The organism is Streptomonospora nanhaiensis, from assembly GCF_026642255.1.
Classification (GTDB): Bacteria; Actinomycetota; Actinomycetes; order Streptosporangiales; family Streptosporangiaceae; genus Nocardiopsis; species Nocardiopsis tropica.
In genome coordinates this window covers 1,736,771-1,749,954 of sequence record NZ_CP113264.1, presented here as the reverse complement: position 1 = coordinate 1,749,954, position 13,184 = coordinate 1,736,771, and the positions used below count along the sequence as shown (strand labels likewise).

Below are 13,184 nucleotides of genomic sequence, written 5' to 3'. Positions count from 1 at the left end.
TTCGCCCTTTGTTTTTCCGATAACAGCGCGGATGAAAAGGCCGTTCCGTCCCGGGCGACACGGCCGGGAGTGCGGGAAATGCGCAGGTGGAAGCGGAGCGAGAGGGGGTTCGGGCGCGGTCCGGGCCCTTCCGCGGAAGGGCCCGGACCGCGCGGCCGGGGCCCTCGGCCCGTGCCCTCCGCCCGGTCAGTTCGCGGGCGGGTGCAGGTGGCTGGTGACCGCGAGCCGGTTGTACAGGTTGATCATCGCGATCGCGGACATGAGCGCGGCCAGCTGCTGGTCGTCGAAGTGCTCGGCGGCGGCGTCGTAGGTCTCGTCGGACACCCCGTGCTCGCCCAGGCGGGTCATCTCGTCGGTGAGCGCGAGGGCGGCCCGCTCCGCGTCGGTGAAGACGGCCCCCGCCTCGTACCAGGCGGAGACGAGGAACAGCCGCCGCTGGGTCTCCCCCTGCTTGAGGGCGACCCGGGTGTGCAGGTCGACACAGAAGGAGCAGCCGTTGATCACCGAGGAGCGCAGCTTCACCAGCTCCAGGAGGCTTCCCTCCAGGTGACCGGCGATGACCTTGTCGATCTCGTCCAGCTTGCTGTAGACCTCCGGGAGCTTCTTCGCCCAGATCACACGCGTCCTGGCCACGGGGGACCGCCTTCCTCGTCGGTCGCCCCTCCCCGGACGGGGCGGGGCGTCACGGGTGCACTGGGGTCAAAGCTACCAACGCCCCCGGCGGCGGAGCGGCCCCGGACCGTTTTCCGCCCCTGTTCATCCTTGGTGGGAAAAGTGTCCTGTGATATCGGAGGTCGCCTTTTTACGGTTCCTCCTTTCGTGGCCGGAGCCGCTACTTTTCTTGGCGTTCACAGGCGCCCGGGAAGTGAGGCCGTACCGACGAATTCTCCGGGCGACGCGGCCTCCCCGTCCCCGGCGGTCCGGAGCGGCCCGTGGCCGGCCCCCGCTGTCCGCCGCGGCGACGGCGGGCGCACCCGGGTCGTTCCCCGGGACGGCCCTGCCGGGGTCGAAGGGCACGCGGCCGTCGCCGTGCGCGTTCGCGGCCCGCTACGGCCTGTCGGCGGCGGTGTCGGCGCCCCTGGCCGGGGCAGGGGGCCGGAACCGCTCCGGTGGGCGTACGCGGTGGCGACGGCCGGCCCGGTGGCGGGCCGGGGCGTCGCGTTCCGGCGTCCGCCGGCACGGGTCCGACCGCCGGCTCAGGGCCGCGGCCCGCCCGCCTCCGCTCCGGCCCACTGCCGGAGCACGGTCCGCTCCTCCTCCGCGTCGGGGTGCGCGTCGTCCCACGCGGCGTAGCCGTCGGGGCGCACCAGGAGGACCTGCGCCCCGCCGGGCAGGTCGCCCCGGACCCGCAGGATCCGGACCCGGTCCGCCCAGGGCAGGGCCGCCTCGGCCGCGGCGCCGTCGGGGGAGGCGTCGAGCAGGGTGAAGCGGACGCCGTCCATCAGCTCGTACAGCCGCGCGGGCCGGTCCCCGACGGTGAGCGGCAGGTCGTCCACGCGCGTGCCCGTGGTGTCGGAGACGGTGAGGCCGTCGGGGAGCTCGTAGGAGTGGCCGAGCCCCGCGAGCCGCAGGCGGACCCTGTCCGCGAACGCGTGGACGCCGGCCAGCGCCGGAACCACCCGGGAGCGCACCGCTCGCACGGGCGCCGGGGCGACGGCCGCGCGCAGGATCATGTCGCTGAGGCGGAGGGTGGCGCGGCCGGCCCGGTGGCGCTCGGCCTCGTAGGAGTCGAGGAGCCAGGCGGGGGCCCACCCCTTCTCGACGGCCGCGAGCTTCCAGGAGAGGTTGGCCGCGTCCTGGAGGCCGGTGCTCGTGCCCATGGCGCCCATGGGCGAGTGGACGTGCGCGGCGTCCCCGGCGAGCAGGACCCTGCCGACGCGGTAGTCCCTCGCCTGTCGGCGTTCGCTGAGGAGGCGCGCCGACCAGCGCACCTCCGCGACGTCCAGGACACCGCCGGAGAGTCTCCGGAGGGACTCGGCGACCTCCTCCGCGTCGACCGGTCCGCCCGGCGGGGCGTCCTGGCGGGCGCGGTCCCAGACGGTGGCGCGGTACCAGCCGTCGCCGTAGGGCGGGAGGAGGGCGACGCCGTCGGGTCCGACGAACGGGTTGACCGCCGGCGGCAGTTCCCGCCTGAGCCGGACGTCGGCGAGCAGGATGCGCGTGTCGTAGCCGTGGCCGCCGAACCGCACCCCCAGGAGTTCCCGGACGGTGCTGTGCGCGCCGTCCGTCCCGACGACGCGGTCGGCCCGTTCGGTGCGCTCGCCGTCGGCGGTGCGGACGGCGAGGTCGACGCCGTCCTCGTCCTGGGCGAGCCCGGTGACCTCGGCGCCCCGGACCACGGGCACGCCGAGCCGTTCGGCCCGCTGCCGGAGGAGGGCCTCGGTACGGCCCTGCCGGACCACGAGGACGAACGGGAAGCGGCTCTCGGGGTGGCGCATGTCGAGGGTGAGGCCGCGGCCGTCGCCGAAGGCGACGCGCACCTCGGGGACGGGGAAGCCCTGGGCGACGAGGGTGTCGGCGAGCCCCCGCACGTCGAGCAGTTCGAGGGCGCGGGCGTGGACGGCGAACCCGCGGGTCGGGCCGGTCTCCCGGGCGCGCTTCTCCAGGACCCGGACGTCGATCCCGGCCTCGGCCAGGTCTCCGGCGAGCATGAGGCCGGTGGGCCCCGCTCCGACGATGGTGACGCTCATGGCTGTGCTCCTCGGGGGCGCGGCGGCTGGTACGCCTCTTCCGGTACTCTGGGTACCGGAACTCCGAGTACCGATACTACGAGTACCCCTACTGCTGTCAAGGCCCGGGAGGAAGCATCATGGGCACCGCGGGAAATGGGGCCAGGGGCGGCCGCCGTCCCGATCCGGCCGTGGACGAGGCGATCCGCGCCGCGGCGCTGGAACTGCTGGTGGAGCGCGGGTTCGGGCTGACCTTCGACGAGGTGGCGGCCCGGGCGGGGGTCGGGCGCACGAGTGTGTTCCGGCGCTACCCGACCAAGCGGGACCTGGTGGCGGCCGTCGCCGGACAGGTCGGCGCCGACCGGATGGAGGTGCCCGACACCGGGTCGCTGGAGGGCGACCTCACCGCAGCGGTCGGCGTCGTCCAGGGGGTGTTCGGCGGGACTCCGCTCCAGGCCCTGGCCCGGCACGCGCTCTCCGACGCCCTCCGGGACGGGGAGGGCGCCGCGGTCCTGCGCTCGCTCCTGGAGCAGCGGACGACCCTGGTCCGGGAGGTCCTCGCCCGCGCCGCCGCACGCGGGGAGGTCTCCGACCCCGACCGCGCCCCGCTGGTCGCCGACCTGCTGTCCGGGGCGGTCCTGGTCCGTCTGGCCACCGGCACCCCCTTCCCCGAGGGCGGCGAGGCGGACCGCCTCGCGCGGGCCCTGGTCGCGGCCGCCCGGGACTGAGCCCGGCCGGCCCCGCGGGCGGCGGAGCGGCGGGACGGGCGGGCGTTCCGCGCCGGGGCACGCCCGGGGCAGTCGGGAGGGTGGCCTGGCGGGTCCACGAGTTCGCCCCTGCCCCGGGCACGCGCGGGGCCGCCGACGGCGGCGGCGGGACCGCGGGGCAACCGACGACGGCGGGGCCGCGTGGCGATGCCCGCGACCGACGCGAGCGGGGGCGGCGACCGGGGCCACGAGCGGGCACGCCCGCCCCGCGGCGTCGACGCGCCGTCCACAGGCCCGGGAACCGTCCGGCGCCCCGGGGCGGCGTGCGGTTTGCTGGGAACAGGGGGGTCCCGGGGCCTGCCCGCCCCGCCGTGCCCGGCGCGCGCCGGTCAGTCCTCCGACCGCGCGTCGTGGGTGAGCAGGGCCAGCTGCACGCGGCCGGTCAGGTCCAGCTTCGCGAGCGCGCTGGACACGTGGGACTTCACCGTCCCCATGGACATGTACAGGCGTTCCGCGATCTCCGCGTTGGACAGTCCCGCGGTCACGGCCTCGGCGACCTCCCGCTCCCGTTCGGTGAGCAGCTCCAGCCTCCGCCGTGCCCGCTCCCTGCGGGTGGGCGCCTCGGAGCGCTCGGCCGGGTCCTCCCCGGCCACCCGGTCCATCAGCGCGCGGGCCACGCCCGGCGAGAGCACGGGCTCGCCGGCCGCGGCGCGGAGCACCGACTCCACGATGCGCTCGGGCTCGGTGTGCTTGAGCAGGTATCCGGCGGCGCCCGCCCGCAGGGCCCGCACCACCGTGGCGTCTGCGTCGAACGTGGTCAGGACGATGACCTGGGGCCGTGCGCCTTCCCCGCCCGATGCTCCGCCGCGCAGGCCCTCGGTGGCGGTGATCCCGTCCACGCCGGGCATGCGCACGTCCATCAGCACCACGTCGGGGCGGTGCTCGGCGACGGCCGCGGCGACCTCGGAGCCGTCGCCCGCCCCGCCCACGACCTCGATGCGGTCGTCTCCGGAGAGCATGATCCGCAGCCCCGCGCGCACCAGGGGGTCGTCGTCGACGAGGAGTACGCGCACGGGGTCGGTAGGCACGGCGACCACTATGGCACCTCCGGGGGTTCCGGCCACGGCAGGGTCGCGGACAGGCGGAAGACCCCGTCCTCCGCTCCGTGGAACAGCTCGCCGCCCTCCAGCGCGACCCGCTCTGTCAGCCCCGTCAGGCCCGCGCCCGCGCCCGGGATCTCGCCGGAGACCACCCCGACCGGCAGCGCGCTGGTCACCGACACCTCCACGCCCCGCCCCGGGCCGCCGGCCACCCGCACGCCCACCCTGGCCCCCGGGGCGTGCTTGCGCGTGTTGGTCAGCCCCTCCTGCACCACCCGGTAGACGGTGCGCGACACCTGTCCCCCCGGCTCGGCCCCTGCGGGGACGTCGAGCTCCCACCCCACCCGCTGCCCCGCGGCGACCGCCTCCCCGACCAGCCGCCCGGTGTCGGCGAGCCCCGTCGCGGGCGCGGCGGTGCCGGCGTGGTCGTCCGCCCCGCCCGGCAGTGTGTCCGTGGAGCGCAGGACCTCCAGGACCCCGCTGAGCTCCTCCAGGGCGCGGTGCGCGTTGTCCCGGATGACCCGGACCGCGGCACCGAGCTCCGCGGCCTCCAGCGGCGCGGCGGCGCCCGCCTCGGCCCGTTCTGTCCTGTAGGCGAGGGCTCCGGCGTGCACCGACAGCAGGGACATGCGGTGCGCGACCACGTCGTGCATCTCCCTGGCGATACGGCGCCGCTCCTCGGAGCGGGCGTCCTCCAGCCGCCGCTCCCGGTCCGCGCGTTCGTGCCGGACGTCGGCCCGCAGGCGCTCCACCAGCTGGCGGCGGGCGCGGATGGCGACACCCCAGCCGACGCTGCCCGTGACGAGGGAGGCCGCGAGCGCGACGGAGAGGACGCTCTCGACCCGTCCGGGCGGCACGGTGACGAGCCAGGGCAGGCCCAGGAGCATGGTCAGCGCCACCGCCCACGCCGCCTGCTGCCAGGGGCGGCGGATCGCGAGGCCCACGAGGCCGACGACCAGGGCGGCGGTGACCGAGTTGGAGAAAGCCGCCAGTACGCACAGGACCAGGGCCACGGCGAGGGGGCGCCTGCGGCGCAGGAGGAGCACCAGGCAGCCGACCGCCCCGGCGACCGCGTCGGGCACGAAGAGCCACTCCGGCACGTGGTGCGACAGGCCGATGAGGTGCCCGGCGAAGTAGCCGGCGGAGACGTTCAGCCACCACAGGAAGGCGGTGGCGAACAGGAGGGCGTCCACCACCGCGTCCCGCCACCGCCGGCGGGAGCCCCCTGGCGTCCCCGCGGCCCCGGGCGCCGCCCCCTCCCCGTCCTTCCCCCCGGTCGCCGCCGGCGTGGTGCGCACTGGCCGCCCTCCCTCTCGTCGCCACCAGCCTAGGACCGCCGCCGCCCCGCCCGCCTCTGCCCGAGGACCGCCCCTCGTTCGGCCGATCGGCCGATCGGCCATGACCACTCGGACGATGCGCCCGGGTCCCCGCAGCGTGAGCATGGGGGTATGAGCGACGACGTGCCCGCGCTGGAACTGGACGGGCTGACCAAGACCTTCAACGAGACCAGGGCGGCCGACGGGGTGTCCCTGTCCGTCCCGCGCGGGGCGATGCTCGGGCTGGTCGGCCCCAACGGGGCCGGCAAGACCACGTCGCTGTCCATGGCGGTGGGGCTGCTCCGCCCGGACAGCGGGACCGCGCGGGTCCTGGGCGCGGACGTGTGGGCGGACCCGGTCTCCGCCAAGCGCCTGCTGGGGGTGCTGCCGGACGGCCTGGCCCTGCCGGAGCGCCTGACCGGCGGCGAGCTCCTCGACTACTGGGGGCGGTTGCGGGGGCTCGAACGGGGGGTGGTCCGGGCCCGGGCCGAGGAGCTGCTGCGCGTGCTGGAGCTGGACGGGGCCGAGGCGGACTCGGTCCTGGTCGCGGAGTACTCGACCGGCATGCGCAAGAAGATCGGCCTGGCCACCGCCCTCCTGCACGCCCCGAAGGTCCTCGTGCTCGACGAGCCGTACGAGGCGGTGGACCCGGTGTCGGCGAGGGTGCTGACGGCGATCCTGCGGCGGTTCACCGACGGCGGCGGCACGGTGGTGGTCTCCAGCCACGTGATGGCGCTGGTGGAGCAGCTGACCGACCGGGTGGCCGTCATCGCCCGGGGCCGGGTGCTGGCCGACGGGTCCCTGGCGGACGTGCGGGGGACGGACGCCACCCTGGAGGACACCTTCGTCCGCCTGGTGGGCGCCCGCGAGGTCGGGAAGGGGGAACTGGCGTGGCTGTCCTCCTGATCCGCCTGAAGTTCACCCTGCTGGGCCACTCCCCGACGGGGATGCGCCTGTTCGGGACCGCCCTCGCGGTCCTCGGTCTCGGCATCACCTGGTACTTCGCCCTGGCGGCCGGTTCGGACGCCGTGCGGGCGGACCTGCTGTCCCTGGCCTTCGCGGTGTGGGCCGCGACGTGGATGCTCGGTCCGACCGTCGCCAACGGCACGGGGGTCCTGCGCTCGCAGTACTTCGCGCTGCTGCCCCTGGACCGGCGCCGACTGGGCGCGATCCTGCTGCTGACCATGTTCTTCGACATCGGCCCCGCCCTGACCCTGGTGGCGCTGGCCGCCCTGGCCTGGCACGCGCTGGCGGTGGACCCGGCGGCCCTGCTGGTGGCGGTCCCGGGGGTCCTGCTGCTGTGGGTGTTCGTGGTCTCGCTGTCCCGGCTGGTGTTCCGCGCCCTGGGCGCGGCGATGCACTCGCGGCTGGGGATGGAGATCGCGTCGGTGCAGTGGGGCCTGATCCTCGCCGGGCTCTTCTTCGGGTGGATGGCGGTCCAGCCCGCGTTCACCGCGACCCTGGACCTGAGCGAGAACGGCCTGGGCGATGGCGCGGTCGGCGCGGTGCTGTCCGCCCTGCCGACCTCCTGGCCGGTGCTCGCCGTCCAGGCCGCGGCCGCGGGGTCCTGGGGGGCGGCCTCCGCCTGGATCGGCGCGCTGGCGCTGCTCACCGGGGCACTGGTCGCGGTGACCGCCGTACTGCTGGCCCCCCGGGTCGGGGCGCGCGGCGTGCGGCGCCGCGGCCGACCCCTGGGCGCGCACCCGCCGACGGCCCGCGGGCCCCGGTTCCCCCTGCTGCCGGACACCCCCCTGGGCGCGGTGGTCGGCAAGGAGCTGCGCCAGTGGTGGCGCGACCCGTGGCGCGGCCTGGAACTGCGCGCGTCGCTGTGGGCGGCGCTGTTCATCGGCCTGCTGACCTGGTCCAGCGGCACGTTCTCCTTCTTCGCGCCGTTCACCGGGGTGATCGCGGCCTTCATCATGGCGCTGTCCACCTCGAACATGTACGGGCACGACGGGACCGCGCTGTGGCTGTCGGTGGTCGGCCAGGGCCGGGACACGGTGCGGGCGGACGTGCGCGGCCGCCAGGTGGCGATCCTGCTGCTGATCGTGCCGGGTGCGGCCCTGCTGAGCGCGGCGTTCGTCGTGGCGACGGGCTCGCCCTGGGCGTGGCCGTACGTGGTCACCGGGATGGCGGTGTTCTTCGGCGTGGGGAGCGGGCTCGCGCTCCTGCTGTCGGTGGTGGCGCTCTCACCCGGGGTGGACCCGCAGCTGAGGGTGGACGCCAACGACTCGGGCGACAACCAGGTGCAGGTGTGGATCGCGCTGGTGGCCCTGCCGCTGCTGTCGGCGCCCGCCGTGCTCGCCGCCGTGTTCCTCGGCCTGGCCGGCCTCCCGTGGGCGGCGGCACCGGTGGGCGTGCTCAACGGGGCGCTCGCCGCGTGGTGGCTCGGCCGGGTGGCGTACCGGCGGTTGGAGGCGCGGCTCCCTGAGGCGTTCGCCCGGATCAGGTACGGCAAGGAGGTCGCCCTGCGGACCGTGCCGGCGAACGGATCCCTGCTGGACCGGCTGGAGCGCACCGCCATCGAGGGCAACGCCGAGACGAGGCCGACCGGCTCCTGAGCCCGCGGGTCCGGGGACCCGGGCAGTCGGCGCGGCGCGGTCCCGGACGGGGACCGCGCCGCGCCTTCCCGCGTACGCGGTCAGTCGCGGGGTGTGACCCGCACCCTGGCGAAGACGTCGGTGAGCCCGTCCAGGAAGGCCGACAGGGCCAGCTCGAAGCTCGCGTCGTCGATCTCCGCGGCGTGCTCGGCGAGCCGGTGGGCCTGTGACAGGTTGGGGTAGCGGTCCCGGTAGACGCGCACGTCGTCGTCGAACCCCCGGGCGAAGGAGTTGGTCGCGGCTCCCACGATGAGGTACTTCGTGGAGGCGCCGATCATCGTGGCGTAGCGGGGCGGCCAGCCCGCGCCGACGAGCCCGCCGTGCACGGCGTCGGCGCGCCGCAGCGCCTCCTCCCGGCGGCCGGGGCCCGCGGACACGACCGGGAGCAGGTGGGGGTGCGCGGCGAGGGCGTCGCGGTAGGAGCGCGCCCAGACGGTGAGGCCCTCGCGCCAGTCGCCGCCGTCGAACCCCGAGACGTCGATGTGGGCGGTGACCTCGTCCGCGACCTCGGTGAGCAGCTCCTCCTTGGTCCGGTAGTGGCTGTAGAGGGAGGCGGCCTGCACGTCGAGCTCCTGGGCCAGCTTGCGCATCGACAGCCCGTCGAGACCGTCGCGGTCGATGAGCGTGAGCGCGGCCAGTCGGATGGCTGGTCTGCTCAGGATCGGCGTCCTGGGTCGGGCCACGGGGGATCCCTCTCTCCGCTGCGGGAGGCGCCCGGTCCGTCCGGCGCCCGGCCCGATCATCGCACGTCAGTACGCGGCGCACGTCCGGCGCCGGGTCCCCGCGGCGTCGGCGGGGCGCTGCCGCGGGCAGCCGGTCACCTCCGGTCCGCGGCCGGAACGCGTGGGAACCCCGATGCCGCGACCTCTTGCACGCACGGCCGGACACACCGTACCCTCAAATAACCGAACACTGTTAGGTTACTGGGGAGCAGGCCGTGATCGATTTCTCGTTGAGCGAAGAACAGCGCGCCGTACGCGACTGGGTGCGGACCTTCGTCGAGCGGGAGCTCATGCCGCTGGAGAACGAGGTGCTGCGCCGCGAGCGCGAGGGCCACCCGCCCGGTCTGAACTCCGAGGAGCGCGCCCGCCTGCGCGAGCTGGCCCGCAAGTCCGACTTCTGGGGCGTGGAGACGCCGACCGAGTACGGCGGCATGGGCCTGGACCCGGTCACCGCGGCGATCATCGAGATCGAACTGGGCAGAACCTTCCTGACCTTCAAGTTCGGCGGCGAGGCCGACAACATCCTGTACCACGCCGACGAGGAGCAGAAGGAGCGCTACCTCCTGCCCACGATCGCCGGTGAGCGCCGCTCCTGCTTCGCCATCACCGAGCCCGGCGCGGGCTCCGACGCCAAGGCCATCCGCGCCCGCGCGGTCCGCGACGGCGACGAGTGGGTGATCAACGGCGAGAAGACCTTCATCACCGGCGGCAACGAGGCCGACTTCGCCATGGTCTTCGCGGTCACCGACCCGGAGAAGGGCGCCGACGGGGGCGTGACCTGCTTCCTCGTCGACCGCGACGCGGGCTGGACCTCCGAGCCCATCGACACCATGGGCGAGCGCCGCCCCGCCTCCCTGGTCTTCCAGGACGTGCGCGTGCCCCACGAGAACATCCTGGGCGAGGAGGGGCACGGGTTCTCCCTCGCCATGAAGTGGATCGGCAAGGGCCGCTACCTGCTGCCCGCCCGCGCGCTCGGCGGGTGCGAGCGCCTGCTGGACATGGCGATCGAGTACTCCCGGACCCGCGAGACGTTCGGGGCGCCCATCGCCGACCGCCAGGCCATCCAGTGGATGATCGCCGACTCCCAGACCGAGATCGAGGCCCTGCGCCTGCTCGTCCTGCACGCCGCCTGGCAGGTGTCGGTGGGACGGGACTCGCGCCACGCGCAGTCCATCGCCAAGCTCTTCGGCGGGGTGAAGGCCAACGAGATCGTCGACCGGGTCATGCAGATCCACGGCGGCATGGGCTACACCCGCGAACTGCCGATCGAGCGCTTCTACCGCGACGTCCGGCTGCTGCGCATCTTCGAGGGGACCGACGAGATCCAGCGCCGCACGATCGCCCGCGACCTGCTCAAGGGCCACATCAAGGTGGGCGCAACCCTGGGCTAGGCGGACGGAGGGGCCCGTGCCGCGCCCGTGGGCGCGGCGCGGGCCCCTCCGCGCTCCGCGTGTCCGGGGGACCGGCCCCCGGCGCCGGTCGGGTCAGCGGACGCCGACGAGGTCGCAGACGAAGATCAGGGTCTCGCCCGGCTTGATGGCGCCGCCCGCGCCGCGGTCGCCGTAGGCCAGGTGCGGGGGGATGACCAGCTTGCGCCGGCCTCCCACGCGCATGCCCAGGACGCCCTGGTCCCAGCCGGAGATGACCTGGCCGGCCCCGAGACGGAAGCTCAGCGGTTCTCCGCGGTTCCAGCTGGCGTCGAACTCCTCGCCGCTGGAGAAGGCGACGCCCACGTAGTGGACGTCGACGGTGCTGCCGTGGCCGGCCTGCGCGCCTTCGCCGACCTTGATGTCGGTGATCTCCAGGTCGGCGGGCGGCGGGCCCTCGATGAAGTCGATCTCCGGACGCTCGAGCGCCATGGTGGTACCCCTCGTGTGTTCAGTGGGAACAGAGAGGCCAAGGGTATCGGCGCGCGGACACCTCCCTGCGCGTCCGGGCCGGGGCGGAGCCCCCGCCCGGCGCGGGCGGCGGACCGCTCCGTCAGTGGGAGCCGACCGTGGCCGCGACGACGTGCCCGTGCCCCTCGACCTTGATCGGCCCGCTGTCCGCCTGCACGAACACCGACTCCCCGCGTTCCAGGGTCAGGCCCTGGCCGACCTCCGCCACCAGTTCCACCCGTCCGTGCAGGGCCAGCACCACCGTGGGCCCCTCCCCCGGCAGGTGGGCCGCGACGCGGCCCGGCCCGATCTCGTGCAGCGCGAACTCGGGGGCGGCCGGGCGGAACTCCCGCCTCCCCTCCAGCAGGCCGGACCGCGCGTAGGGGATCGGCAGCACCGAGAAGTCCACCACGTCCAGGAGCTCGGGGGCGTCCACGTGCTTGGCGGTCAGCCCCGCGCGCAGCACGTTGTCCGAGCTGGCCATCACCTCGACCGCCGTCCCCTGGAGGTAGGCGTGCAGGTTGCCGGCGGGCAGGAACAGGGCCTGCCCCGGCCCCAGTGTGACCCTGTTGAGCAGGAGCGACGCGACCGCGCCCGGATCGCCCGGGTAGCGGACGGCGAGGTCGGCGACGATGTCGCCGTGGGTCCCCCGGGGGCCGGACGCGGACCACTCGGCGACGAACTCGTCGAGCAGGCGCTCCCTGCTGCCGTCGGGGAGGGTGAGCAGGCGTGTGAGGGCCGCGCGCAGGGCCGCGTGGGTGTCGGGCACCGCCAGGTCCGCGCGCAGCAGCACGGCCAGCTCGCACGTGAGCCCGCGCAGCTCGGCGCCGGTGGCCGCGGGCTCGCGGAAGCCGCACAGCGCCTCGAAGGGCTCCAGGGCGAGCAGGAGCTCGGGTTTGTGGTGGGGGTCGCGGTAGTTGCGGTGGGGGGCGTCGAGGGGGATGCCCGCGCGCTCCTCGGCGTCGAACCCGGCCCGGGCGCGGGTGGCGTCGGGGTGCACCTGGAGGGAGAGGGGCGCCTCGGCGGCCAGGAACTTGAGGAGGAAGGGCAGCCGTGCGCCGAACCGCTCGGCGGTCCCGTGCCCCAGCACCCGGTGCGGGTCGTCGGCGATCAGGCGGGGCAGGGGCCTGGGCCCGTCCTCGCAGTGGGCGGTGCTGGGCGCGCCGTGGTGGGCGCCCAGCCAGAGCTCGGCCTGGGGCGTGCCGTCGGGGTCGGCGCCCAGCAGGCGCGGGATGGCCGTGCGCGCTCCCCAGGCGTACGGTCGTACCTGGTTGGTGAGCCTGTGCATCCGCCCCCCGCTTTCCCGTCTGCGTGTTCTCACCCCGTGGACACTCCGGCGAGGTGGCAACAGTCTCGCGAAGGGGGCCGTCCCGGTCGACACGGCACGCCCCACTCGTAGAGGTAGTGCACACTTCACCTCGCGGGGTGGGCAGGCACCCGACTGCTGCGGGGCCCGGCGGCGGCTACGAAGTTACTGGGAAGTAAACCACGATCCCGGACACGTGAACAGCACCACATTGTCACCTCCCGGAGCCCGCGGCGACACCCGGACCGGGGTCCTGGAACCCCTTCCCCGCGCAGCCGTCGTCGCACCGGACCGCTACCGTGTCCCGGTCGTGATCGTTCCCCGAAGCGTGAGGCGGACACATGAGGCTACGGCAGGGAGGCCCGGCCGACCTACCGGCGGTGCTGGAGATGTTCGACCGCACCGTCGCGTGGCTGGCCGCGCGCGGGCGGTCGGGGCAGTGGGGCGACGCACCGTGGTCGCGCGACCCCGACCGGGTGCGGCTCGTCGAGGACCTGGTCTCCGACGGGATGTGGGTGGCCGAGGCGGAGGGCTCCCCGGCCGGGGTCCTGACCGTCCGCGAGGAGGCCCCCGCGTACGCGCCGCCGGCGGGGGAGCCCGAACTCTACGTGCGCCTCCTGCTGGTCTCCCGGGAGCACACCGGGGCCGGCGTCGGCGGCGAGCTGCTCGCCTTCGCCCGGAGGCGGGCCCTCGACCGGGGCATCGGCCTGGTGCGCGTGGACTGCTGGTCCGGCGGCGACGGAGCGCTCATCCGGTACTACGAGGGCCAGGGCTTCACCCCGACCGTGCGGGTCCCCGTGGGCGCCAGGGAGGTGCAGGTCCTCCAGCTCCGGCCCTGAGCCGGCGCGCTCCCCCGGGCCCGCCCGGCGGAGCGCGCCGGGGACCCC

The 13,184-nt window shown here is 75.2% G+C and carries 12 protein-coding genes; 5 read left to right on the top strand and 7 right to left on the bottom strand.

What is annotated here, in order from left to right:
• Window positions 1-186 precede the first annotated feature (186 nt).
• Window positions 187-633, bottom strand: coding sequence for a carboxymuconolactone decarboxylase family protein (locus tag OUQ99_RS07715; RefSeq protein ID WP_267948740.1), 447 nt, complete (start codon window positions 631-633; stop codon window positions 187-189).
• Between the two features lie 563 nt (window positions 634-1,196).
• On the bottom strand, window positions 1,197-2,690 hold the full coding sequence (locus tag OUQ99_RS07710; RefSeq protein ID WP_267948739.1) for an FAD-dependent monooxygenase: 1,494 nt from the start codon (window positions 2,688-2,690) through the stop codon (window positions 1,197-1,199).
• A gap of 119 nt (window positions 2,691-2,809) precedes the next feature.
• Between OUQ99_RS07710 and OUQ99_RS07705 the strand changes: the two genes are divergently transcribed.
• Window positions 2,810-3,397 (top strand): TetR/AcrR family transcriptional regulator, encoded by a 588-nt coding sequence (locus OUQ99_RS07705; protein WP_267948738.1) that lies wholly within the window; start codon window positions 2,810-2,812, stop codon window positions 3,395-3,397.
• A gap of 368 nt (window positions 3,398-3,765) precedes the next feature.
• Here OUQ99_RS07705 and OUQ99_RS07700 read toward each other — a convergent pair whose 3' ends face one another.
• Window positions 3,766-4,473, bottom strand: coding sequence for a response regulator (locus OUQ99_RS07700; protein ID WP_267948737.1), 708 nt, complete (start codon window positions 4,471-4,473; stop codon window positions 3,766-3,768).
• Entirely contained in the window at window positions 4,473-5,774 is a 1,302-nt protein-coding gene (locus OUQ99_RS07695) for a sensor histidine kinase (RefSeq protein WP_346660237.1), read from the bottom strand. Before OUQ99_RS07695 ends, OUQ99_RS07700 begins: the two co-directional genes overlap by 1 nt.
• A gap of 150 nt (window positions 5,775-5,924) precedes the next feature.
• On the opposite strand from OUQ99_RS07695, the gene OUQ99_RS07690 reads away from it, so the two are divergent.
• Window positions 5,925-6,698 (top strand): ABC transporter ATP-binding protein, encoded by a 774-nt coding sequence (locus OUQ99_RS07690; RefSeq protein WP_267948736.1) that lies wholly within the window; start codon window positions 5,925-5,927, stop codon window positions 6,696-6,698.
• Window positions 6,683-8,353, top strand: a complete 1,671-nt coding sequence (locus OUQ99_RS07685) for a hypothetical protein (protein ID WP_267948735.1) — start codon at window positions 6,683-6,685, stop codon at window positions 8,351-8,353. Before OUQ99_RS07690 ends, OUQ99_RS07685 begins: the two co-directional genes overlap by 16 nt.
• A gap of 80 nt (window positions 8,354-8,433) precedes the next feature.
• On the opposite strand, the gene OUQ99_RS07680 is transcribed toward OUQ99_RS07685, so the two are convergent.
• Complete coding sequence (locus OUQ99_RS07680) at window positions 8,434-9,075, bottom strand: TetR/AcrR family transcriptional regulator (protein WP_267948734.1); 642 nt, start codon at window positions 9,073-9,075, stop codon at window positions 8,434-8,436.
• A 254-nt stretch (window positions 9,076-9,329) separates the two neighbouring features.
• Between OUQ99_RS07680 and OUQ99_RS07675 the strand changes: the two genes are divergently transcribed.
• Window positions 9,330-10,505 (top strand): acyl-CoA dehydrogenase family protein, encoded by a 1,176-nt coding sequence (locus tag OUQ99_RS07675; protein ID WP_267948733.1) that lies wholly within the window; start codon window positions 9,330-9,332, stop codon window positions 10,503-10,505.
• 93 nt (window positions 10,506-10,598) lie between these two features.
• Here OUQ99_RS07675 and OUQ99_RS07670 read toward each other — a convergent pair whose 3' ends face one another.
• Window positions 10,599-10,973: an FKBP-type peptidyl-prolyl cis-trans isomerase gene (locus OUQ99_RS07670; RefSeq protein WP_267948732.1), complete on the bottom strand. Its 375-nt coding sequence runs from the start codon at window positions 10,971-10,973 to the stop codon at window positions 10,599-10,601.
• 121 nt (window positions 10,974-11,094) lie between these two features.
• Window positions 11,095-12,279 carry a mannose-6-phosphate isomerase, class I gene (gene manA / locus OUQ99_RS07665; protein ID WP_267948731.1) on the bottom strand — a complete coding sequence of 395 codons (1,185 nt, stop codon included), beginning with the start codon at window positions 12,277-12,279 and terminating at the stop codon, window positions 11,095-11,097.
• A 359-nt stretch (window positions 12,280-12,638) separates the two neighbouring features.
• On the opposite strand from manA, the gene OUQ99_RS07660 reads away from it, so the two are divergent.
• The gene (locus OUQ99_RS07660) at window positions 12,639-13,136 is read left to right on the top strand and encodes a GNAT family N-acetyltransferase (RefSeq protein WP_267948730.1); all 498 of its coding nucleotides are present in this window, start codon (window positions 12,639-12,641) and stop codon (window positions 13,134-13,136) included.
• Window positions 13,137-13,184 lie beyond the last annotated feature (48 nt).